This is a genomic window from Lentzea albidocapillata, assembly GCF_000719115.1.
In the GTDB taxonomy this organism is placed as follows: Bacteria; Actinomycetota; Actinomycetes; order Mycobacteriales; family Pseudonocardiaceae; genus Lentzea; species Lentzea albidocapillata.
Window position 1 is genome coordinate 322,572 of sequence record NZ_JOEA01000017.1, and the last position, 22,084, is coordinate 344,655.

A 22,084-nucleotide genomic window follows, 5' to 3' on the forward strand; every position below is an offset into this window, starting at 1 on the left:
GCACCACATGAGGTGCCGGGGCCGGAGAAGCCTTGCGGAGAAACGTCAGCCCGTGCGCACGTTCGACGACACGAGAGCCGCCAGCCTGTCACCGATCGCGTAGGTCTGGCCAGGCGACTGGTGATCACGCGTAGCCAGATCGAACGCCACGGAGGCCTCGATCCGGCGGGCCGACTCGCGCTCGCCGAGGTGGTCGAGCAGCAGCGCGACCGACAGCACGGCGGCCGTCGGGTCGGCGATGCCCTGGCCCGCGATGTCCGGCGCCGAACCGTGGACCGGCTCGAACATCGACGGGTTGCGCCTCGTCGCGTCCATGTTTCCCGACGCGGCCAGGCCGATGCCACCGGTGACGGCGGCGGCGAGGTCGGTCAGGATGTCACCGAACAGGTTGTCCGTCACGATCACGTCGTAGCGGGCCGGGTTGGTGACCATGTGAATGGTCGCCGCGTCCACGTGCTGATAAGCCACGGTGACGTCCGGGTGCTGCAACGACACCTCCTCGACGACGCGCGACCACAACGAGCCGGCGTGCGTGAGGACGTTCGTCTTGTGCACCAGCGTCAGGTGGCGACGCGGGCGGTTCGACGCACGGGCGAACGCGTCACGGACGACGCGCTCCACGCCGAACGACGTGTTGATCGAAACCTCGGTGGCGATCTCGTGCGGCGTGTCCTTGCGGAGCAGGCCGCCGTTGCCCGCGTACGGGCCCTCGGTGCCCTCGCGCACCACCACCATGTCGATCTCCTGCGGGTCCGCGAGCGGGCTGCGGACACCGGGGTAGAGACGAGCCGGGCGGAGGTTCACGTGGTGGTCGAGTTCGAAGCGCAGCCTCAGCAGCAGGCCCCGCTCCAGAATTCCGCTCGGCACCGACGGGTCGCCCACCGCGCCGAGCAGGATCGCGTCGTGCTGGCGAAGCTCCCCCAGCACCGACTCGGGCAACAACTCTCCCGTGGCGTGCCAGCGCGCCGCGCCGAGGTCGTAGCGAGTGATCTCGGCCGCCGGAACGACCTCGTTGAGGACCTTCAGGGCCTCAGCGATGACCTCGGGCCCGATCCCGTCTCCTGGGATCACTGCGAGCCGCATCCACACACCTCCCAGGTGTCAGTCCCCAATTGGTGGGACTACTTTCCTTCGCGAAAGGCTACCGGCATCCCGGGCGCTCACCGCATGCCGGACACCCCTTCGGGGTGTTATCTCCCGTACTGCGGGACACCCACACGGCCCATACCCCGCTTTCGAGTGTCACTCGACCGCAGGAACGGGGTCGCGTCAAGGGGTGACGGCAGGCAGTTCCGGGCCGTGACATGCCGGGAGGCCCGGTTCCAAACGAAGAACCGGGCCTCCCGCAAAACATCCGATCTGGTGCTAGTGGCGCTAGTAGGCGCCGCGTCCGCCCGACCTCACCAGGACGACCGACGCGCGGTCACCGTTGGCGTTGTGGTGGTTGAGCACCAGCAGGCCGTCGGACTTGTCGGCCTTCAGCGAGGCCTCGTCCTTGTTGACGACGAGCGCGGTGCCCGGCTTCGCGAGGTACGAGAGCGCCGTGTCGCCGCCGCCCTGCGCCCACAGGCCCGGCTTGAGCGGGTCGTAGGACAGGTTGCGGTCGATCACGTCGATCAGCTTGTTCGCGTTGCCCGGCGCCGGGTAGTAACCGGCGGTGCCCACGACGTACGAGATGCGGGCCGTGTCCTTCGACGCGTCGATGCCCAGGGCGCTCAGCAGCACCGGCAGGACGACGACGTTGGTGTCCTGGACGTTCGCGTCGACGTCGCCGAACAGACCGTTCACGCCCTGGATGTCGACGGTCTGGCCCGTCTTCAGGTCCACGGTGGACGCGACCAGCAGGTCGGTGTCGGTCAGGCGGGTCGCGAACACCTCGAAGTCCGCGGTGCCGTCACCGTTGGTGTCGATGTCGACGAACGGAATGGTGTTCTTGCCCAGGTTGTACCAGTTGCCCCAGGTCGCGACACCGAACGCGAGCAGCGCCTCCTCGGGCTTGCCCTGCGCCTTGGCCAGCGGGGCCGTGGAGGCCGCGCCGACGTAGCGGAGGTCGCCGCCCTTGGCGGTCTCGTTGAGGACGCAGTTCTCGGTGACGTTGCGCTTGCAGTCACGCATCTTCGGCGACTGGGCCTGCAGCTCGAGGACGCTGATCAGCGAGCGGTAGGCCTGCGAGCCGGTGCCCTGGTCGATGCCCTTGCCGGACACGTTCAGCACGGCCTGCTTGTCGTTGCCGCGGAACTTGAGGCTGGACGCGGTCCTGATGTCCGCGACCGGCTTCGGCGCCGAGTAGACCGACAGGCGCAGCGGCACCGTGGCGCCGGAGGTCGGCGTGAAGGTCACGCGACCGGAGGCGTCCGCGAGGAACTGCCGCGGCACGTCGAGCTGGTTGGGCTCGACCGTCGAGTCGACCGTCTTGCGCAGCGCCTTCGGGTCGTCGATCTTCAGGGTGACCTTGACCTTCGCGACGCCGCGCGGGCTCAGCTTCACCTTGTCCTGCGAGAGCACGTAGCTCACGCCGGGGATCGTCGTGGCCGCGGTGTAGCCGACCGTGTACTCGACAGGCTTCGTGGACTTGTTGACGAGCTTGATGGTCTTGGACTTCGAGACCGGCTTGGCGACCTCGACGACGCCGAAGTTCGCGCTGACGTAACCGTTGTCCTCCTCGACGTAGGCGAGGACCTGGTTGTCGATCGCGGACTTGCCGTCCACGCGGCCGGTGCCGACCCGGTTGGGGGCGAAGGTCCTGCCGTTCTCCCGCACGTCCGCACCGGCGGTGTTCATGATCGAGGCTTTGACCTCCTCGAGCGTCCAGTCCGGGTGCGCCTGGCGGACCAGGGCGGCGATGCCGGCGACGTGCGGGGACGCCATCGACGTGCCGGAGATGACCATGCGGTCGTCGCCGGAACCGACGGCGGTCGACGAGATCGTGTCACCGGGGGCCGCGACGTCCGGCTTGATGGACTGGCCGCGAGTGCCACGGCTGGTGAACGCGCTCGGAGTGTCCGAAATGGACTGGTCGTACGTCGGCGTCGAGGTGCGCAGCTCACCCGCGAGGCGGACGACCAGCGTGCCGGCGTTCAGCGCCGGGCGCACCGCGTTGGTGGCCGAGCCGGTGAACTGGAACATCGGGATGGCCGCGTTGCCGGCGATGCCGGCCGCGAAGTTCTCCAAAGTGGACGAGAGCAGCACACCCAGGCCGCCCGCTGCCTGCACGTTGTTGGCACGGGCAACGGAACCACAGCGGCGCGTCGCGTCGTTGTCGTCCCACTCCAGCCAGACGAACTTGCCGGCGACCGCGTCCGTGAGGGGCTGGCAGCCGTCGAGGTTGCCGGCCTGCGTCAGCTTCACGACCGGCAGTTCCTTGTCGTAGCCCAGGTAGCCGGTGAAGTTCTGGCTGTACTGACCGGGCTTGAGGCCCTGGTCCTTCACCTCGGCGCCGTCACGCAGCACGTACGAGTCGCGCGTGGAGGCCACGGTCAGCGCCTCGGGCGTGTTGCCCGGCGAGCCGCCGATGTCGTAGAGGTCGCCGCCGTTGCCCGCGGAGAAGACCGGCATGACGCCGACCTTGTACAGCTTCTTCACGAAGAGGCTGTCGGGGTCGTCCGGGGCGCCGTAGTCCGAGCCGAGCGACAGGTTGACCACGTCGAGGTGGTCGGAGAAGTCGCCGTCGCCGTCGGGGTCGAGCGACCAGTCGAGCGCCTGCGAGGTGACGTTGGTCGAGCCCTCGCAACCGAAGACCTTCAGCGCGAAGATCTGGGCCTTCGGCGCGGTGCCGGGGCCGATCTTCATGTCGTTGAGCTTGGCGGCGTCGAGTTTGGTGTAGTCGCCCTTGAACGTGCTGCCGTCGGCGTTCTCACCGAAGCCGGCCGTCGTGCCCGCGACGTGCGAGCCGTGACCGTTGCAGTCGAGGGGGTTCGGGTCCGGCTTCGGCGTGTTGATCGCCGGGTCGGTGCTCTCCCCGTCGTAGTCCTCACCGACGAAGTCGTAGCCGCCGACGACCTTCGCGGTCGGGAAGTTCGGGTCCTTCGCGCGCGGGTCGACGGCCTTGAACGCCTCGACCGTGCCGGGGCCACCGAAGTTCGCGTGGGTGTAGTCCACGCCCGTGTCGATGATGCCGACGCGGATGTCGTCGCCGAGCTTGCCGTACTGCTGCCAGACGTTGAGCGTCCTGGTGAGCTGGACGGCGTTCGAGTTCTGGCGCTTCTTCGGCACGATGGGGTAGACCGCGAGGACGTCCGCGCGCTGCGCGAGTTCGCGGACCTTCTGCGCGTCGGCCTTCACGACGACGCCGGGGACGCCGTTGGAGGTGCGGTAGATCTCCTTGGTCTGCGTGTCAGCGCTCTTGAGCTGGCCGACGACCTGGTCCGCGGTGGCGGACACGTCGTTGCGGGCCTGCTTGGCGGCCTGCTTCGCGACTTCCTTGCCCTGGCTCTTCTTCTCGTCGAACGCGTCGACGGCCGGCTTGCGGTCGAGCGCGACGAACGCGGTGACCGCGCCGGTGGCGTTCAGCCTGGGAGAAACCTTGAGGTGCAACGCTTTCGCGTCCAACCCGTGCGCACTCTTCACCGGCTGCGCGAGCGGTTCGCCCTGCGCCTGTGCCGTGGCGGGTGCGATCAGCAAACTGGTGATGGCAGAGAACACCACCAGACTCGATCGTCTCTTCACAACGTTGCCCCAACCGAGGTGTGTGCCTTCGACCCGAAGAAACAGTGCCGTGCCCTCTACGGCACCGGGTCAACCTCGTGGGGACGCTAATCGCTGATCGTGTCTCTGCGACTGCCCCGAAAGTATGAATGTGGTCTACGGATAGTTGCCTGTTACGACTTCGTTGTGAACAGCGATAACCACGGGAAGGGGACTTTGCTGTCCCCTTCCCGGTTTGTCGTGACTATCCGAAGTCGACAGAGCGAACGGTGCGCGCGCCGACGGAGGCACCGATCGGGTCGAGCACCTGGGTGTCGACCGGGCGGTCCACGCGCAGCAGCATGACGGCGTCGTTGCCGGTCTGGCTGATCTGTGCGGCCTCGATGTTCACGCCGGCCTCGCCGAGCAGCGTGCCGACCGTGCCCATGACACCCGGACGATCCGGGTACTCCAGAAGCAGCACGGTGCCTTCGGCCCTCAGGTCGAAGTTGCGGCCGTTGATGTTCACCAGCTTCTCGACCTGCGCGATGCCGCTGACGGTGCCGGAGACGCTGAACGTGCTGCCGTCCGCGTGCACGGACTTCACCGTGACGAGGCTGCGGTGGTTCGGGCTCTCGGTCTCCTTGACGAGCTCGACGCTCACGCCCAGGTCGGCCGCGAGGCTCGGCGCGTTCACGAACGTCACCTGCGACTCGACGACCTTGGAGAACACCCCGCGCAGCGCGGCGAGCGGCAGGATCGCGACGTCCTCATTGGACAGTTCGCCGCGGACCTCGACGGTGACGCTGGTCGGGGCCTTGGGCGACAGTGCACTGAGGACGGTGCCCAGCTTCTGGACCAGCGGCAGGTACGGGCGGACCTCCTCGCCGACCGCACCGCCCTGGACGTTGACGGCGTCCGGCACGAACTCGCCGGCGAGCGCGAGGATGGTGCTCTTCGCGACGTCGGTGCCCGCGCGGTCCTGCGCCTCGGCCGTGGACGCGCCGAGGTGCGGCGTGACGACGATGCCCGGGACGTTGAACAGCGGGCTCTCGGTCGTGGGCTCGGTCGAGAAGACGTCGATGCCGGCGCCGCCGACCTGGCCTTCCTTCACGGCGTCGGCGAGGGCCTGCTCGTCGATGAGGCCACCGCGGGCCGCGTTGACGATGATGACGCCGCGCTTGGCCTTGGCCAGCTGCTCCGCGCCGATGAGACCCTTGGTCTCCGGCGTCTTCGGCAGGTGGATGGAGATCGCGTCGGCGCGCTCGAGCAGCTCTTCGAGGCTGACGAGCTCGATGCCGAGCTGGGCGGCGCGCGCGGCGGACACGTACGGGTCGTAGGCGATGAGCTCGACACCGAACGCGGCGATGCGCTGCGCGAACAGCTGGCCGATCTTGCCGAGGCCGACCACGCCGACCGTCTTGCCGTTGAGCTCGACGCCGTTGAACTTGGAGCGCTTCCACTCGTGGTTCTGCAGCGTCTCGTGCGCGGCCGGGATCTGGCGCGCGACGCTCAGCAGCAGCGCGACGGCGTGCTCGGCGGCACTGACGATGTTGGACGTCGGCGCGTTGACGACCATCACGCCGTTCTGCGTGGCGGCCGGAACCTCGACGTTGTCCAGGCCCACACCCGCGCGAGCCACGACCTTGAGCTTGCGCGTGGCCGCGAAGACCTCGGCGTTCACCTGGGTGGCGGAGCGGACGAGCAGGGCGTCCGCGTCGGCGACCGCGCTCAGGAGGGCTTCTCGGTCGGTGCCGTCTACGTGGCGCACTTCGACGCCGTCGCCGAGAGCGTCCAGAACGGACGGCGCGAGCTTCTCGGCGATGAGGACAACAGGTCGGCTCGTGTTGCTCACGGACATCGCTCCCAGGAAGGGTCGGATCGTGGGGCGCGGGCGTGGTCGGGGGCGGCTGGCCCGCGCCGACCGGAGCACCGCAATGTGTCCGGACTGTTAACGAGCATAGACACCGGCCTTGCGCGCGCATTCCGCCGGGTGGCTCAGGTCACCGTTCGCGTCTTGCAGTATGGGACGGGTGGGGCTGGACGTGCCGTTCACTCGCCAGTGTGACGCCCAGGGCTTGGGACAGGGCCTAACCGGTGGCGACGGCTCGAACGCCGCGAAGGACGACGTCGATGACCACCTCTGCCTCGGCACGAGCAGCCTGCGGATCGGCGGCTTTGGCGATGTACAGGGCTGAGCCGTAGAGGCCTCCCAGCGCGACGTGTGCCAACGGGTCGACCGAGACACCCGGCAGGGCGCCGCTGGCCACCAGCGGGGTCAGCACGACACGCAACATCGGAAGCTCGATGCCCTCCATGCCGCCCTCCCACGAGTTGGCGGCCATCACCGCCACGCTGTCGATGATCACGATCCGCCGGAAGGCCGGCTGCAGGCAGGCGTCGAGGAACGCGGACAGACCCGCCCGCACGGCGTCCCACGGATCGTCTTCCGCTGCCGCCGCGGACAGCACGGCCTCGGCGGTCTCGTCCAGCACGACCTCGAAGACCGCCTTGAACAGCGCGTCCTTTCCACCGAAGTGGTGATAGAGCGCGCCCTTCGCAAGGCCGGCCCTCTGCACGATCTCGTCGATCGCGGTCGCCGCGAAGCCCTGCTCGACGAACAACTCCCGCGCGATCGTGACCAGCAGCTCGCGCGTGGCCTCCGCCTGCCGTTCCCGTAGCCGCTTGACAGTCACCGGACCATCTTAAAGACTGACCGTCAGTCGGTGACCGACCGTCGGTCGGTGAAGGGGGTAAACGGTGAGGACTCATCCACCCGGACAGAAGACGCTGCCGCCCGGACAACGGCGCGTCGACGGATTCCCGCGTTTCGGAACGCATCTGCACCAGCCGGCGCCTCCCGTGCCCGACGACCCCGTGATCGCCATCAGCGGCGCGATGCTCGGCCCCTCCGAGGTGCGGCTGGCGGACCTGTCGGCACTGCCCCGCAGCGAGATCGTGGCCGACTTCCACTGCGTCGCCGGGTGGACCGCGACCGGCCTGCGCTGGGAAGGCGTGCGGTTCGCCGACTTCTATCGCCGGTTCGTCGAACCCGCGCTGGAGCCAGGAATCACCGTCACCCACCTGGTGTTCGAGGGCCTGGACGGAGCCGCCTCCGTGGTCGAGTTGCAGGACGCACTCGCCGACGACGTGCTGCTGGCTCACCGGCTGAACGGTCATCCTCTCGACAGCGACCACGGCGCTCCGATACGGCTGGTCAGCCCGGCGCAGTACGGCTACATGAGCATCAAGCACCTCTGCGCCGTCGAGGTGTGTTCGGCGCTGCCGACGCACCGGCTCGACAGGAGCATTTTCGCCCGGCTGCTCGAGGGGCACCCACGGGCACGCGTAGAGCACGAGGAACGCCACGGCCGTATAGCCGGGCGGCTGGTGCGGCCGTTCTACCGCGCCCTCATCCGCCCGATCCGCTTTCTCAGCTCGAAAGGAGCGCAAGGCACATGAGAGTTCCCAACGACGTGCTCAAGAGCCAGCGATGGATCATCGCCGACGTCGTCCACGACTTCGAGGTCGAGGACGTCTGGGCTCTTCCCATCGATGGCGGGCCCGACGACTTCGACAACGTCATCGGCCTCATGGCGGCCATGGACTTTCCCGGTTCAGCGCCCCTGCCGGTACGCGTGCTGTGGGGAATCCGCGATCTGCTCGGCCGCCTGTTCGGACTCGGGCGCGTCTCGACGTCGGCGGATGACGCCGGCACCTGGCCACCCGTCCCCGGCACCGGCGAGCCGTCACTGTCCGTCCGCGTACCAGCGGAACTCCGTGGCACGTCGACGGATTCCCGCCTCACGGACAAGCCGTTCCGACCGCTGTACCGCACCGGCACCGAGTTCGCCGAGGAGATCTCGAACCGGACGATGTACGGCGTGATGCACCTGGCCTGGGTGGACCAGGGCGGCGGCCGGTACCGGGGACAGATGACCGTCTACGTCAAGCCGCGCGGTGCCGTCGGCAGGGCGTACATGGCTCTCATCAAGCCGTTTCGCTATGCGATCGTCTATCCGGCGCTCATGCGGTACATCGAACGATCCTGGGCCCGGCGCGCATAGGCCCCTGCCTACCAGGGCTCGTCGAACTCCCCGTCCTTCGCACCCAGCACGAAAGCGTCCCACTCGGCCATCGTGAAGGTCAGGACGGGATCGAGCTGCTTGGAGTTGCGCATGGCGACGTACGTGGCGCCGTCGGTGTGCTCGATGAAGGCGATCTCGACGTGGCCGTCTTCCGGCTCCGGCTCCGGCGGCCGCTTCCACTGCGCGTCGCGGAGGTCCAGCTTGCCGCGCACGTGGGCCTTGTCGTCGTAGATCGGCGCACTTTCGGTCATGCGGAAAACGCTAGCGGAAAGGCCCGCGGAGCGTCACACGCGCTCCACGGGCCTCCCTTGACGAAAGACTCAGGCGGTCTCGGTGATCGGCCGGTCCACCCACGACATCATGTCGCGGAGCTTCTTGCCGGTGACCTCGATCGGGTGGTTCTCACCCTCCTGCTGGAGCTTCTTGTAGTTGGCGCGGCCGTTGTCGTCCTCGGCCACCCACTCGTTCGCGAAGGTGCCGTCCTGGATCTCGCCCAGGATCTTCTTCATCTCTTCCTTCACGGAGGCGGTGACGACGCGCGGGCCGCGGGTCAGGTCACCGAACTCGGCGGTGTCGGAGATCGAGTAGCGCATGCGGGCGATGCCGCCCTCGTACATGAGGTCGACGATCAGCTTGAGCTCGTGCAGGCACTCGAAGTACGCGACCTCGGGGGCGTAGCCCGCCTCGGTGAGAACCTCGAAACCGGCCTGCACCAGAGCGGAAGCGCCACCGCAGAGGACGGCCTGCTCGCCGAAGAGGTCGGTCTCGGTCTCTTCCTTGAACGTCGTCTTGATGACGCCGGCGCGCGTGCCGCCGATGCCCTTCGCGTAGGACAGGGCGAGGGCCTGGGCGTTGCCCGAGGCGTCCTGCTCGACCGCGATGAGCGCCGGGACGCCCTTGCCGTCGACGAACTGGCGGCGCACGAGGTGGCCGGGGCCCTTCGGCGCGACCATGGCGACGTCCACACCGGACGGGACCGTGATGAGGCCGTAGCGGATGTTGAAGCCGTGGCCGAAGAAGATCGCGTCGCCCTCGTTGAGGTTCGCGGCGATCTCGTCGGCGTAGATGTGGCGCTGCGCGGTGTCCGGCGCCAGGATCATGATCACGTCGGCCCACGCGGAGACCTCAGCCGGCGTGCCGACCTCCAGGCCCTCTTCCTCGGCCTTGGCGCGGGACTTGGAGCCCTCCTGCAGGCCGATGCGGACCTCGACGCCCGAGTCGCGCAGGGACAGCGCGTGGGCGTGGCCCTGGCTGCCGTAGCCGATCACGGCCACCTTGCGGCCCTGGATGATGCTCAGGTCGGCATCGTCGTCGTAGAAGATCTCGACGCTCACAGTATTTCCTTCTTTCTGGATTTCTAACGAACCGCGGTGGCGGTGATGGAACGAGCGCCACGGCCGATGGCGACCATGCCGGACTGGACGATCTCGCGAAGCCCGTAGGGCTCCAGCATGCGCAGCAGGGCGTCGAGCTTCTCCGACGTGCCCGTTGCCTCGATCGTGACGGCCTCGGGCGAGACGTCGACGACCTTCGCGCGGAAGAGCTGGACGGTTTCGAGGACCTGCGACCGCACCGTCGCGTCCGCACGAACCTTAATCAACACCAGTTGCCGCTGAACGGAAGCACTCGGCTCCAGCTCGACGATCTTGATGACGTTGATGAGTTTGTTGAGCTGCTTGGTCACCTGCTCCAGCGGCAGCTCGTCGACCGACACCACGATGGTCATGCGCGAGATGTCGGGGTACTCGGTGCGGCCGACCGCGAGCGACTCGATGTTGAAGCCGCGGCGGGAGAACAGACCGGCGACGCGTGCGAGCACACCGGGCTTGTCCTCGACCAAAACGCTCAGTGTGTGCCTGGTCATCACAGGTCCTCATCCTTGCGATCCTCGGCTGCCGTCTGCGGGCAGGCGCTGGCCATCACAGGTCCTCGTCGAACAGGGGGCGGATGCCGCGGGCGGCCATGATCTCGGAGTTGCCGGTGCCCGCCGCGACCATGGGCCACACCTGGGCGTCCTTGCCGACGACGAAGTCGACGACGACCGGGCGGTCGTTGATCTCCAGCGCCTTCCCGATCACCTCGTCCACCTCCTCGCGCGTCTCGGCCCGCAGGCCCGCGCATCCGAGGGCTTCCGCCAGGAGCTTGAAGTCTGGGATGCGGTGCTTGTGCGTCCCCAGATCCGTGTTGGAGTACCGCTCGCCGTAGAACAGCGTCTGCCACTGGCGGACCATGCCCAGGTTGCCGTTGTTGATCACGGCGATCTTCACCGGCAGGCCCTCGATGGCGCAGGTGGCGAGCTCCTGGTTGGTCATCTGGAAGCAGCCGTCGCCGTCGATGGCCCACACCGTGCGGTCCGGCTGACCTGCCTTGATGCCCATCGCGGCGGGAACGGCGAAGCCCATCGTGCCGAGCCCGCCGGAGTTGATCCACGTGCGCGGGTGCTCGTACTTCACGAACTGCGCCGCCCACATCTGGTGCTGGCCGACGCCGGCGGTGTAGATCGTGTCCGCCGGGGACAGCTGACCGATGCGCTCGATGGCGTACTGCGGCGACAACGTGCCGTCGTCCGGCCAGTCGTAGCCGAGCGGGAACGTCTCACGGATCGAGTTCAGCGTCGCCCACCACGGCGCGAGGTCGACCTTCGTCGCTGTCTCGCGCTCGGTGCGCAGCGCGTCGATCAGCTCGGTGATGATCTCCTTGCAGTCACCGACGATCGGCACGTCGGCGCGGCGGTTCTTGGAGATCTCGGCCGGGTCGATGTCCGCGTGGATGATCTGCGCGTCCGGCGCGAACGAGTTCAGCTGGCCGGTGACGCGGTCGTCGAAGCGGGCGCCCAGTGCGATCAGCAGGTCCGACTTCTGCATCGCCGCGACGGCCCCGACGGTGCCGTGCATGCCGGGCATGCCCATGTGCTGCTCGTGCGAGTCCGGGAACGCGCCACGCGCCATCAGCGTCGTGACGACCGGAATGCCGCTCTCCTCGGCGAGGCGCAGCAACTCGGCGTGCGCGTCGGCCTTGATGACGCCGCCGCCGACGTAGAGAACGGGCTTGCGGGCGGCCACGATCAGCTTGGCCGCTTCGCGCACCTGCTTGCCGTGCGGCCGGGTCGTCGGCCGGTAACCGGGCAGGCGCATCTCGGGTGGCCACGAGAAGCTGGTCTGCTCCTGCAGCACGTCCTTCGGGATGTCGACGAGGACCGGGCCGGGTCGGCCGGTCGACGCGATGTGGAACGCCTCCGCGATCGCCCGCGGGATGTCCGCCGGGTCGGTCACGAGCACGTTGTGCTTGGTGATCGGCATCGTGATGCCGCAGATGTCCGCCTCCTGGAAGGCGTCCGTGCCGATCAGCGGCCGCGACTGCTGGCCGGTGATCGCGACGATGGGCACGGAGTCCATGTTCGCGTCCGCGATCGGGGTGACGAGGTTGGTCGCACCCGGACCCGAGGTCGCCATGCAGACCCCGACCTTGCCGGTGGCCTGCGCGTAACCGGTCGCCGCGTGTCCCGCGCCCTGCTCGTGGCGGACGAGGATGTGCCGGACCTTCGTGGAGTCCAGCAGCGGGTCGTACGCGGGAAGGATCGTCCCGCCCGGAATGCCGAACACCACTTCACACCCGACCGCCTCAAGCGAGCGGACGAGGGACTGCGCCCCGGTCACTCGAATCGGCGCGCCAGTGGGCGGAGCCGGTTTGGGCCGCGGACCTGGACGTGGCGACGGCTCGGAAGCCGGTCGCGATGGTGCGCTGGTCATTGGTTTGCCTCGTGGGTATCGGGGTCCGGACACGAAAAAACCCTCGACAACCCGAAGTTGGGTCGTGCGAGGGTCGCGCGTCGACGCAGGCTGTTCGGCTCAGGCGTCGACGCGCCTGAGAAGTACGAGAACGAGCGTGCGCTGCATGAAGCGGACGTTATCGCCTCGCGCAAGAGTGCGTCAACTCTGCGGGATGGAATTCCCGGATCGTGGACGTGGAACAATCCTTCGAGTGAAGAAGCTGGTCTTTCGCATCCCGGCAACGGCGCTGCTCGCAGCGGGTCTGATCGCCATCTGCGTCACCCCTGTGGCGTGGCTCGCTCCGGGGATGCAAGCGCTCTACGTCCTCCCGCTCGGCTACGCGTACTGGGTGCTGCGCAACCGCACGACGGTCACCGAGGAACAGATCGTGGCGCGCGGCGCGTTCGGCACGACGACGCTCAAGTGGTCCGAGGTGAAGTCGATCCGGCTGGTCCAGAAGGGCTGGCTGCGGGCGGTCAAGGAGGACGCGTCCGAGGTGACGCTGCCCGCCGTGCGGTTCATGCACCTGCCGGCGTTGTCGTTGGTCAGTGGCGGACGTGTGCCCGACCCGACCGTCCAGGAAGAGGAAGCCGTCGCGGAGGAGCCCGCTGAAGACGCCGCGGAAGAGGTCGTAGAGTCGGAGAAGTGATCAAACGAGTTCCGCTGCTGAGCCTGCTGCTGTCCATCGCAGGCCTGCTGACCTCGGCTTACCTGACGTACACGCACTTCGACGCGAACGCGCTGCTGTGCTCGGCCGACTCGGTCATCGACTGTGAGACCGTGACCACGAGCGAGCAGTCGGAGCTCCTGGGCATCCCCGTCGCGTTCCTCGGACTGGCCTTCTTCGCCTTTCTCACAGTGATCTGCCTCCCGTTCGCGTGGCGGATCGACGCCCTGAAGTGGGTGCGTCTCGCGGCGGTCGGCGTCGGCGTGCTGATGGTCGTCTACCTGGTGGCCGCCGAGTTCCTCATCATCGGCAAGATCTGCCTGTGGTGCACCGTCGTGCACGTGATCACGCTCGCACTGGCCTGTCTGCTGGTCGCCGCGAGTCTGCGCCCAAGTAACCTTTGAGGCACCGCTCCCAGACTGATGGACGCCTCACCCCCGCGTCCCGCGCGCTTCTTTCTTGAACTGAATCTGGAGGAGCAGTGCCTCAGCTCCGCTCTCGCACCACCACTCACGGCCGCAACGCAGCGGGTGCCCGCGCCCTCTGGCGCGCGACCGGCATGACCGACAGCGACTTCGGCAAACCGATCATCGCGATCGCCAACTCCTACACGCAGTTCGTGCCGGGCCATGTGCACCTGCGCGATCTCGGGGACATCGTGGCCGAGGCGGTGCGCGAGGCGGGCGGTGTCGCACGCGAGTTCCACACCATCGCCGTCGACGACGGCATCGCCATGGGCCACAGCGGGATGCTCTACTCGCTGCCCAGCCGCGAGATCATCGCCGACTCCGTCGAGTACATGGTCAACGCGCACCAGGCCGACGCGATCGTGTGCATCTCGAACTGCGACAAGATCACCCCCGGCATGCTGAACGCGGCGATGCGGCTCAACATCCCCGTCGTGTTCGTGTCCGGCGGGCCGATGGAGGCCGGCAAGGCCGTCGTCGTCGAGGGTGTCGCCGTCGCGCCGACCGACCTGATCACCGCCATCTCCGCCTCGGCCTCCCCCGCCGTGAGCGAGGACGGGCTGTCCGAGGTCGAGCGCTCCGCGTGCCCGACGTGCGGTTCCTGCTCCGGCATGTTCACCGCGAACTCCATGAACTGCCTCACCGAGGCCCTCGGCCTGTCGCTGCCGGGCAACGGTTCGACGCTGGCCACCCACGCCGCGCGCCGCGAGCTGTTCTCCGAGGCCGGTCGCGTGGTCGTGGAACTGTGCAAGCGCTGGTACGGCGAGGACGACGAGTCGGCGCTGCCGCGGTCGATCGCGAACCGCAAGGCGTTCGAGAACGCGATGGCGCTCGACATGGCCATGGGCGGCTCGACGAACACCGTGCTGCACATCCTCGCCGCCGCGCAGGAGGGCGAGATCGACTTCACGCTGCAGGACATCGACGATCTGTCCCGCCGCGTGCCCTGCCTGTCCAAGGTGTCGCCGAACTCCGACTACCACATGGAGGACGTGCACCGGGCCGGCGGAATCCCCGCGCTGCTGGGCGAGCTCTACCGCGGCGGCCTGCTGCACGACGACGTCACGTCGGTGCACACGCCGACGATGGCGGAGTGGCTCGGCAAGTGGGACATCCGCGCTTCGGAGCCGTCGCCCGAGGCCATTGAGCTGTTCCACGCCGCTCCCGGTGGTGTGCGCACGACCGAGGCGTTCTCGACGTCGAACCGCTGGTCCTCTTTGGACACCGACGCGGCCGGCGGCTGCATCCGCGACATCGAGCACGCCTACACCAAGGACGGCGGCCTGGCCGTGCTGCGCGGCAACCTGGCCGAACGCGGCGCGATCATCAAGGCCGCGGGCATCGACGAGGAGCTGTGGCACTTCGAGGGCCCGGCGCGCGTCGTCGAGTCCCAGGAGCAGGCCGTCTCGGCGATCCTGAACAAGGAGATCCAGGCGGGCGAGGTGCTGGTCGTGCGTTACGAGGGCCCGTCCGGCGGCCCCGGCATGCAGGAGATGCTGCACCCGACGGCGTTCCTCAAGGGCTCCGGCCTGGGCAAGAAGTGCGCGCTGATCACGGACGGCCGGTTCTCCGGCGGTTCGTCGGGCCTGTCGATCGGCCACATCTCGCCGGAGGCGGCGGGCGGCGGCACGATCGGTCTCGTCGAGAACGGCGACCGGATCCTGATCGACGTCCACGAGCGGCGCCTCGAGCTGCTGGTCGACGCCGACGTGCTGGCCGAGCGCCGCGCGAAGATGGAGGCGTCGGAACGGCCGTGGCAGCCGGTGGACCGGGTTCGTCCGGTCACGGCCGCCCTGCGGGCGTACGCGCGGATGGCGACGGACGCGTCGACCGGTGCCGTGCGCAACCCGGACCTCTAAAGAGAGATCGCCAGCGTCAGGCAAACAGCGAAAACGAGCCAGCCCGTCAGCGGTCCGCTGACGGGCTGGTCCGTTCTCTTGACCATGACACCGCTGACGATGAGGCCTGCGAGCAAGCCGAGCGGCGGTAGCAGGGATTTCGCGGTGAGGCCGAACGGGAACGCCAGCAGGTAGACGACCGGTATCCCGATCACGAGCAGGGCGAGCTGGAGCAACGCTCCCGTCAGGTTCTTCCGCACAGGGTTGTTCTTACCGGAAAACGAAGAACGTCACCGCCGCACCACCGGCTGCGATGACCAGCGCGATGAACCCGGCAGCCAGCGGGTGACGGAACCAGCTGCGGTTGTAGTCCAGCGCGGCGCGGCCGGGTCCGGCGAAGAGCGCCGCGAACGCCATGCCCGCGAGCGCCAGCTCCAGCTCGACGCCGTTCGGGCCGAAGAAGCCGCCCTTGTACTGCAGCGCGATGACGTTGGCCATCACGGCGAGCAGTCCCGCCGCGGCGAGAGGTGTGAAGAGGCCGAGCACGAGCAGCGCGCCGCCGGCCAGTTCGGTGATGCCGGTGACCCAGGCGAGGACGACCGACTCACGGTAGCCCATCTTCTCCAGCGACTGCGCGAAGCCGTTGATGCCGGGGCCGCCGAACAGGCCGAAGACCTTCTGCAGTCCGTGCAGCACGAAGATGCCGCCCAGCACCGCGCGCAGCCCGAGCAGACCGATGTCGGGACCGGCGGTCCAGCCGAACTTCTTGCGGTCGTCCTCGAAGGGGTCGTCGCGGGTGTCGTCCACAGTGGACTTGTCCAGCGGCGTGTAGCCGGTGTTGTCGAACGCCTTCGCCGTCGAGTCGTACGACTGGGTCACGTCTTCGCCGACTCTGGTGGTGCTGTCGTCGAAGTGGTGCGCTCCACCTCCGCTGCTCGAGTAGAACGAGTCGTCGGAGAAAGCACTCGATGTGGTCGAGCCTTTGTCGTGAGTAGCCACGCCCGCACGCTAGGGGGCCTCGTGCGGACGCGCGAGAGCCGAACGGCAGCTCGGCTTCACCCGTATGGACTAGTAGGTGCCGTGCACGAGGTTGCGTGGCTGCTCCCCCGCGGCGAACCGGGCGATCTCCGCGGCGGCGATCGCGTAGGCGCGATGTGCGTGTCCCGTGCAGGACCCGGCCACGTGCGGGGTGAGGAACAGGCCCGGCGCGGTCCACAGTGGATGATCGGCCGGCAGCGGTTCGGGATCGGTCACGTCGAGAGCCGCGCGCAGTCGCCCGGAATTCAGTTCGGCGAGCAATGCGTCCGTGTCCACGACGGGGCCGCGGGCGCCGTTGACCAGGATCGCGTTGTCCTTCATCGCGGCCAGGAACTTGGCGTCGACGAGGTGCCGGGTCTCCTCCGTCATCGGTGTGAAGATGACCACCGCGTCGAACTCCGGAAGCAGCTGCGGCAGCTCGTCCTGGCCGTGCACGCCTTCCCGGGCGGTGCGGCCGACCAGGGTCGCCGTCGCGTCGAACGGTTCGAGGCGGCGCTTCAGCTGCTCGCCCAGGTCACCGGCGCCGACGATCAGGACCTTCTTGTCCTGCAAGGTGTCCGTGAGGTGGTAGTCCCAGCGGCCCTCGGCCCTGGCCCGCTCGAAAACGAGGAAGTCTCGGTATATCGCGATCAACGCGCCGATGGCCCACTCCGCGGTGCTGCCGCCGTGCGCGCCCCGGCAGGTGGAGAGCATCACGTCGGCCGGCACCTTGCCGACGAAGTTCTCCGCACCGGCGCTGAGCAACTGCACGAGTTTGAGGTTCGGCAACTGCGCGAACACCTCGCGCGGGTCGGTGCCCGCGAGGAACCGCGGGATCAGCACCTCGGCGTTCTGGGCGTCAGACGGCAGCGGTTCCCCCGGCACGTAACGAACCGGCCGGACACCGTCCACCTGAGACAGCGCTTGGACTCCGAAATCATCTGGCACGAGCACGGTGAGCGTCACCAGGCCAACATACTGCCGTGACCGCCGGCCTTCACCGCGTCTTCGGCGTTCAGCAGGGTGCCTCGCGGCACCGGCCCCACGTCCACAGCCGACCAGGATGAGGACGCGGGGCCGGCACCACGATGCACCCGTCTGAACACCGAATACGGGGTAAAGGCCGGCGGCCACGGCAGTACGTCAGAATGTTCGTCATGCGGGAGCACGACATCATCGCGTGGGACGGCACGAAGATCCGTACGTGGCAGGTGCCAGGTGAGGGAACACCTGTGCTCCTGTGTCCCGGCGTGGGTTCGGGCCCCGAGTCGTGGCCGTCGCTCGCCGATCGCGGCGGCCTGCTCAGCTGGTACATGCGCGGCACGATGGGCTCGGACCGCCCGGTCGACGAGCGCAATATCTCACTGGACGACCACGTGGCGGACGCCATCGCCGTACTGGACGAAGCGGGCATCGAGCGGTGCGTCGTCATGGGCTGGTCGATGGGAGTGACGATCGCGGCAGAGCTGGCGTTGCGTCACCCGGAACGAGTGGCGGGCCTGCTGCTCGTCGCGGGCGCGCCGGGCGACTCGTTCGACGCCATGCTGCCGCTGGTGCCGAAGAGCGTGCGCCGGTTCGTCGGGCTGACGGGCACAAGGCTGTTGCAGCAGGCCGGTCCGGTGCTGGACAAGGTGCTGCACCGCATCCCGGTGACGGACGCGACGACGTTCCTGTTGCGGCACAGCGGCGTGATCAAGCCTTCGAGCGACCCGGCGGCCGTCGGGCAGGCGGTGAGCCGGTTCCTGCAGCACGACTGGCGCTGGTACTTCACGCTGGCGCTCGCACTGGGCGAGACGCCGCGCCAGGACCTCACCCCGATCGTGTGCCCGGTCACACTGCTGGCCGGTCGTGACGACGTGCTGGCGACGACGGAGAGCATGTCCGGGCCCGTCGGGGCGCTGCCCCAGGCACGGCTGCGCGTGCTGCCGTGCAGCCACTACCTGCCGTTGGAGGCGCCCGAGGTGGTGAGTGCCGAACTCGACCTGCTGCTCGACCGCGTCCGGTCGGTCGACTTCGCCACTTCCGAGAAGTTGACTTCGGATTCACGGCCCCGCACCTAACCTGGGAGTCGTGGTTCGTTCCGTAGCGTTGCTGACCGCCGTCTGCCTGCTGGCAGGGGGCTGCGCGAGCTTTCCCGACGAGCCGGCGCCCACGCAGTGGAGCGCGCAACCACAGCTGACCCCGCAGGCAGGCCCGAAGCCGGAGCTGCCGGGCGAGTACCGCCCGGCGCCCGGCGATCCCGGCCGCAACCCGGCGCCGCAGAGCGTGCCGCCGCCGCAGGGCTGCAAGGACTACCACCCGGCCGTCGTGGCCACCTGCCTCAACACCGTCACGGGCGTCGCCCCGATCGGCGCGGACGCCAAGGGCGGCGTCGCGGCGTACGCGACCGAACGCGGCGGGCGTCTGCTCAAGGTCGCCAAGGACGTCGACCCGGTCGTGGTCGCCCAGCTGCAGGTCGACGCGTCGACCGACGGCGGGCTGACCGGGCTCGCGCTGTCCGCGACGTTCGCCGAGGACCAGCTCGCGTACGTCTACGTGACGACGGCGACGGACAACCGGGTGCTGCGCATCGCGCCCGGCGACACGCCCAAGCCGATCCTCACCGGCATCCCGAAGGGCCCGTCGGGCAACCGGGGTGTGCTGGCGAGCGACCGCAAGGGCGCGATCCTCGTCGCGACCGGTGACGCCGGAAACCCCGCGCTGGCCGCCGACCCGAACTCCCTGGCGGGCAAGGTGCTGCGGATCGACGGTTCCGGCCAGCCCGCCCAGGGCAACCCGACGGCCGGCAGCACGGTCGTCTCCTCCGGACTGCGGCTGCCCGGCGGCCTGTGCGTCTCGGCGGACACCTCGAAGACCTGGGTGACGGACTGGGCCGCGAGCGGCGACGTCGTCTACCGCGTGACGCCGGGCAAGCTCGGCGAGGTCGCGTGGGCGTGGCCGGACCGGCCCGGCGTGATGGGCTGCTCGTCGTACTCGGACCAGCTGTCCGTGGCGACGTCCAAGACGCCCGGCTACCAGTCGCTGTCGATGAACGCCGCCGGCGCCTTCACGGGCAAGCCCGAGATCGCGATGGCGGAGGACGGCTTCGGCCTGCTCGGGCCGATGGAGATGCTGAACGAGTCGGCGTCGCTGGTCGGCACGGTCAACAAGGCGGGTGGCACGCCGGTGTCGTCGGACGACCGGGTCGCCATCATCGTGCGCCCGAACAACGGCGGCGGCACGAAGGACTGAGGTTTCAGGGGCTGAGCGCGAACTGCTCTCCTCCGTCGCGCCACCACCGCGCGTAGACCTCGCTCTCCTCGACCAGCTTCAGATAGCCCGTGGCGACCTGGTCGCACAGGTCGTCGATCTCCTCCGCGACCGGCGCGTCCGTGCGCCAGGCCAGCACGACCTCGCGCACCAGCGGGTTGCCGGTGATCGGCAGGCGCGCGACGCCGGGCGGGGTACTGCCGACCGGGTAGAGCGGGCAGACCGCGCCGGACTCCCTGATCAACGTCAGCGCGACGTGCGCCTCGCTGCTGAAGTGCGCGATCCGTTGCTCGAAGCCCTTGGCCGCGCACTCGCGGGCGAAGTGGGCGTTCATGCCGCTGTCGTCGGGCTCCGGCATGACCCACTTGTCGCTCGCCAGGGCTTCGAGCCCGATCTCGGGTTCCTGTGCTCGTGGATGGTGTTCGGGCACGCCGACGAACAGCGGTTCGCGGGTGAGCAGGCGATGTCCCACGTTCGGCGGAAGGGTCAGCGGGGTGCCGGGAAATCGGCGCAGGACGGCGATGTCGAGTTCGCCGGTGGTGAGCAACGCGGTGAGCGTGCCCGTCTCCTTGATGGTGCGGCTGGTGACGTTGTCCTTTAGCGCGGCTACCAGTAGTCCGAAGTGATAGGCGGGGATTCCCGCGAGCCTGGTGGGAGCGCTGGCGCATTGCGTGTTACGGCGCGTTACGCGTTCCAGCGTGACGAGCTGAGTGAGCATCGACCGTGCTTCCTGGACGAAGTCCTGGCCGGTCGGCGTGAGCTTGACGCCGTCGGTCGCGCGCAGGAACAACCTGCCGCCCAGGTGGTCCTCGATGCGTTTGAGCTGCGTCGTCACGGCGGGCTGGGTGAGGTGCAGCCGGGCGGCGGCCTTGCGCAGACTGCCGCAGTCGGCGATCGCCACGACCAGTTCGAGGTGCCGCACTTCCAGACGCATGAGCCCGATGTTATCGCTCAATGTAATAGGGTAAATACCCTTCGCAATGTCGCGTGAGACAACCTGGTCTCGATACGTTCGGTCTCGTGATGGAATTGGCCGAGCGCCCGGCGCGCACCGACGCGGTGCTGTTTTCGGATCGCGCCGTGAAAACGTTTCTGCAGGCCGCGTCCGCCGAATACTCGTTCATCACCGAGGACGAGCCGAGACCGTGTTTCGCGGTGCTGCTCGGCCGGTCCGCCGGCACCGAGGCCGTGGTGTCGGAGGTGGCGTTCGGCCGCAACGCGCGCCTGACGGACCCCTCAGCGCGTGAGGAGTTCGCGTCGACGATCGTGCCCCGGTTCGGCACGGCGTACGAGAACCCGGTGCGGGCGTGGTGGCTCGACCCCGCCGACCTGCTGACGATCACCCGTGCGGCGGACTCGCGGGACCTCGACGTCCTCGGCTCGATCCACCTGCACCCGGACTGGCACCGGCTCGGTCCCGAATGCGAGCGCGACCGGCCGTTGAGCGACAGCCCGACGCCGATGGACGAGCACATGTTCCGCAACAGCGGATGGCCCGTGAACGTCGTCTGCTACCTCGAACGCCGCCATGGCGGCCTCTACTACTCGCTTGCCGCATGGGACTCCGAGTGCCTGCGCCTGCCGTTGAGGACGAATCACTCATGACCGAACAGATCTACGCGCTGTGGCAACGCATGGAGCAGGGCTGGGCCCTCGGGGACGGCGCCGCGTTCGCCTCCGTCTTCGCCGAGGACGTCGACTTCGTGACCGTGCGAGGTGAGGAGCTGTTCGGGCGGCGCGCGGTGGCCGCCGGGCACTCCCAGCTGTTCGCGGGGCCGTACCGCGACACCAAACTCACCGCCGAGATCAGCCTGATCAGGCCGCTGAACTCCGAGATCTCGGTCGTGCACGTCACGTCGTCCATCGCCCCGGCGGGCATCAGCACCCACGCGCAGGCCGTCGTCGTGCGGCGCGAGGGCGGGTGGGAGATCGCCGCGTTCCACAACATGATCCCGAAGGGAAAGTCATGAGCAGGCCCAGGTTGCGGCACATCGCGTTCGTCGTGCGGGACGCGAAGGAGATGGCCGGCTTCTACACGTCGCGGTTCGGGATGTCGTTGTTCCACACCGATCCCGACGGCAGCCACTTCGTCACCGACGGGTACCTGAACCTGGCGTTGATCCAGCAGCGGCTCGACGGTGACGTGCCGACCGGCTTCAACCACTTCGGGTTCCAGGTGGACGACGTCGCGCCGTACCTGGAGACGCTGGAGCCGCGGCCCGCGTTGCGGGGCGGAGACCGGCCGTTCGCGGAGTACCGGGCGATCGACCCCGAGGGCAACTGGTTCGACCTGTCGGCGCACGGCTTCCTGCCACCAGGGGTTTCGTAGGCCGGGAACCGGGAACCCCTGAGCGGGGTATTGCGA

General features: G+C 68.5%; 22 protein-coding genes. 10 read left to right on the top strand and 12 right to left on the bottom strand.

Annotation, left to right across the window (positions count from 1 at the left end):
• Positions 1-45: 45 nt before the first annotated feature.
• The 4 genes from IG04_RS0128200 to IG04_RS0128215 all read right to left on the bottom strand — a co-directional run bounded on the left by IG04_RS0128200 (position 46) and on the right by IG04_RS0128215 (position 7,319).
• Complete coding sequence (locus IG04_RS0128200; protein ID WP_030479759.1) at positions 46-1,083, bottom strand: 3-isopropylmalate dehydrogenase; 1,038 nt, start codon at positions 1,081-1,083, stop codon at positions 46-48.
• Between the two features lie 291 nt (positions 1,084-1,374).
• On the bottom strand, positions 1,375-4,647 hold the full coding sequence (locus IG04_RS0128205) for a S8 family serine peptidase (protein ID WP_084401436.1): 3,273 nt from the start codon (positions 4,645-4,647) through the stop codon (positions 1,375-1,377).
• Positions 4,648-4,888: 241 nt separating this feature from the next.
• Positions 4,889-6,478 carry a phosphoglycerate dehydrogenase gene (serA, locus tag IG04_RS0128210; protein WP_030479761.1) on the bottom strand — a complete coding sequence of 530 codons (1,590 nt, stop codon included), beginning with the start codon at positions 6,476-6,478 and terminating at the stop codon, positions 4,889-4,891.
• Between the two features lie 235 nt (positions 6,479-6,713).
• Positions 6,714-7,319 carry a TetR/AcrR family transcriptional regulator gene (locus IG04_RS0128215; protein ID WP_030479762.1) on the bottom strand — a complete coding sequence of 202 codons (606 nt, stop codon included), beginning with the start codon at positions 7,317-7,319 and terminating at the stop codon, positions 6,714-6,716.
• A gap of 64 nt (positions 7,320-7,383) precedes the next feature.
• On the opposite strand from IG04_RS0128215, the gene IG04_RS0128220 reads away from it, so the two are divergent.
• Both IG04_RS0128220 and IG04_RS0128225 read left to right on the top strand, forming a co-directional pair.
• A complete protein-coding gene (locus tag IG04_RS0128220) occupies positions 7,384-8,085 on the top strand; it encodes a molybdopterin-dependent oxidoreductase (RefSeq protein WP_030479763.1) in 702 nt (233 codons plus the stop codon).
• On the top strand, positions 8,082-8,690 hold the full coding sequence (locus IG04_RS0128225) for a DUF2867 domain-containing protein (protein WP_030479764.1): 609 nt from the start codon (positions 8,082-8,084) through the stop codon (positions 8,688-8,690). Before IG04_RS0128220 ends, IG04_RS0128225 begins: the two co-directional genes overlap by 4 nt.
• Positions 8,691-8,698: 8 nt before the next feature.
• On the opposite strand, the gene IG04_RS0128230 is transcribed toward IG04_RS0128225, so the two are convergent.
• The 4 genes from IG04_RS0128230 to IG04_RS0128245 form a co-directional block, all read right to left on the bottom strand.
• A complete protein-coding gene (locus IG04_RS0128230) occupies positions 8,699-8,962 on the bottom strand; it encodes a DUF397 domain-containing protein (protein WP_030479765.1) in 264 nt (87 codons plus the stop codon).
• A 69-nt stretch (positions 8,963-9,031) separates the two neighbouring features.
• Positions 9,032-10,045 carry a ketol-acid reductoisomerase gene (gene ilvC / locus IG04_RS0128235; RefSeq protein ID WP_030479766.1) on the bottom strand — a complete coding sequence of 338 codons (1,014 nt, stop codon included), beginning with the start codon at positions 10,043-10,045 and terminating at the stop codon, positions 9,032-9,034.
• A gap of 23 nt (positions 10,046-10,068) precedes the next feature.
• Positions 10,069-10,575: an acetolactate synthase small subunit gene (gene ilvN, locus IG04_RS0128240; protein WP_030479767.1), complete on the bottom strand. Its 507-nt coding sequence runs from the start codon at positions 10,573-10,575 to the stop codon at positions 10,069-10,071.
• A 55-nt stretch (positions 10,576-10,630) separates the two neighbouring features.
• Entirely contained in the window at positions 10,631-12,460 is a 1,830-nt protein-coding gene (locus tag IG04_RS0128245; protein ID WP_030479768.1) for an acetolactate synthase large subunit, read from the bottom strand.
• A gap of 232 nt (positions 12,461-12,692) precedes the next feature.
• Here IG04_RS0128245 and IG04_RS42955 point away from each other — a divergent pair, with 232 nt between their 5' ends.
• From IG04_RS42955 to ilvD, 3 genes are all read left to right on the top strand, one after another.
• A complete protein-coding gene (locus tag IG04_RS42955; protein WP_051770825.1) occupies positions 12,693-13,130 on the top strand; it encodes a PH domain-containing protein in 438 nt (145 codons plus the stop codon).
• A complete protein-coding gene (locus IG04_RS0128255) occupies positions 13,127-13,552 on the top strand; it encodes a vitamin K epoxide reductase family protein (protein WP_030479770.1) in 426 nt (141 codons plus the stop codon). The genes IG04_RS42955 and IG04_RS0128255 overlap by 4 nt, the downstream gene beginning before the upstream one ends.
• Before the next feature lie 77 nt (positions 13,553-13,629).
• Positions 13,630-15,474, top strand: a complete 1,845-nt coding sequence (ilvD, locus tag IG04_RS0128260) for a dihydroxy-acid dehydratase (protein ID WP_030479771.1) — start codon at positions 13,630-13,632, stop codon at positions 15,472-15,474.
• On the opposite strand, the gene IG04_RS0128265 is transcribed toward ilvD, so the two are convergent.
• From IG04_RS0128265 to IG04_RS0128275, 3 genes are all read right to left on the bottom strand, one after another.
• A complete protein-coding gene (locus IG04_RS0128265; RefSeq protein WP_030479772.1) occupies positions 15,471-15,713 on the bottom strand; it encodes a hypothetical protein in 243 nt (80 codons plus the stop codon). The two genes, ilvD and IG04_RS0128265, sit on opposite strands and share 4 nt — an antisense overlap.
• 10 nt (positions 15,714-15,723) lie before the next feature.
• A complete protein-coding gene (locus IG04_RS0128270; RefSeq protein ID WP_051770826.1) occupies positions 15,724-16,452 on the bottom strand; it encodes a DoxX family protein in 729 nt (242 codons plus the stop codon).
• Positions 16,453-16,521: 69 nt separating this feature from the next.
• Positions 16,522-17,436 (bottom strand): 2-hydroxyacid dehydrogenase, encoded by a 915-nt coding sequence (locus IG04_RS0128275; RefSeq protein WP_030479774.1) that lies wholly within the window; start codon positions 17,434-17,436, stop codon positions 16,522-16,524.
• Between the two features lie 191 nt (positions 17,437-17,627).
• Between IG04_RS0128275 and IG04_RS0128285 the strand changes: the two genes are divergently transcribed.
• Complete coding sequence (locus IG04_RS0128285) at positions 17,628-18,530, top strand: alpha/beta fold hydrolase (protein ID WP_030479775.1); 903 nt, start codon at positions 17,628-17,630, stop codon at positions 18,528-18,530.
• A gap of 10 nt (positions 18,531-18,540) precedes the next feature.
• On the top strand, positions 18,541-19,701 hold the full coding sequence (locus tag IG04_RS0128290) for a PQQ-dependent sugar dehydrogenase (protein ID WP_245816237.1): 1,161 nt from the start codon (positions 18,541-18,543) through the stop codon (positions 19,699-19,701).
• A gap of 4 nt (positions 19,702-19,705) precedes the next feature.
• Here the strand turns inward: IG04_RS0128290 and IG04_RS0128295 are convergent, their stop codons facing one another.
• Positions 19,706-20,653, bottom strand: a complete 948-nt coding sequence (locus IG04_RS0128295; protein ID WP_051770828.1) for a LysR family transcriptional regulator — start codon at positions 20,651-20,653, stop codon at positions 19,706-19,708.
• 146 nt (positions 20,654-20,799) lie between these two features.
• On the opposite strand from IG04_RS0128295, the gene IG04_RS47285 reads away from it, so the two are divergent.
• The 3 genes from IG04_RS47285 to IG04_RS46720 are packed head-to-tail and all read left to right on the top strand — an operon-like array spanning position 20,800 to position 22,048.
• Positions 20,800-21,324 carry an MPN domain-containing protein gene (locus IG04_RS47285; RefSeq protein WP_169746014.1) on the top strand — a complete coding sequence of 175 codons (525 nt, stop codon included), beginning with the start codon at positions 20,800-20,802 and terminating at the stop codon, positions 21,322-21,324.
• Positions 21,321-21,689: an SgcJ/EcaC family oxidoreductase gene (locus IG04_RS46715; RefSeq protein ID WP_051770831.1), complete on the top strand. Its 369-nt coding sequence runs from the start codon at positions 21,321-21,323 to the stop codon at positions 21,687-21,689. Before IG04_RS47285 ends, IG04_RS46715 begins: the two co-directional genes overlap by 4 nt.
• A complete protein-coding gene (locus IG04_RS46720) occupies positions 21,686-22,048 on the top strand; it encodes a VOC family protein (protein WP_030479780.1) in 363 nt (120 codons plus the stop codon). Before IG04_RS46715 ends, IG04_RS46720 begins: the two co-directional genes overlap by 4 nt.
• The last annotated feature ends 36 nt before the right edge of the window (positions 22,049-22,084 follow it).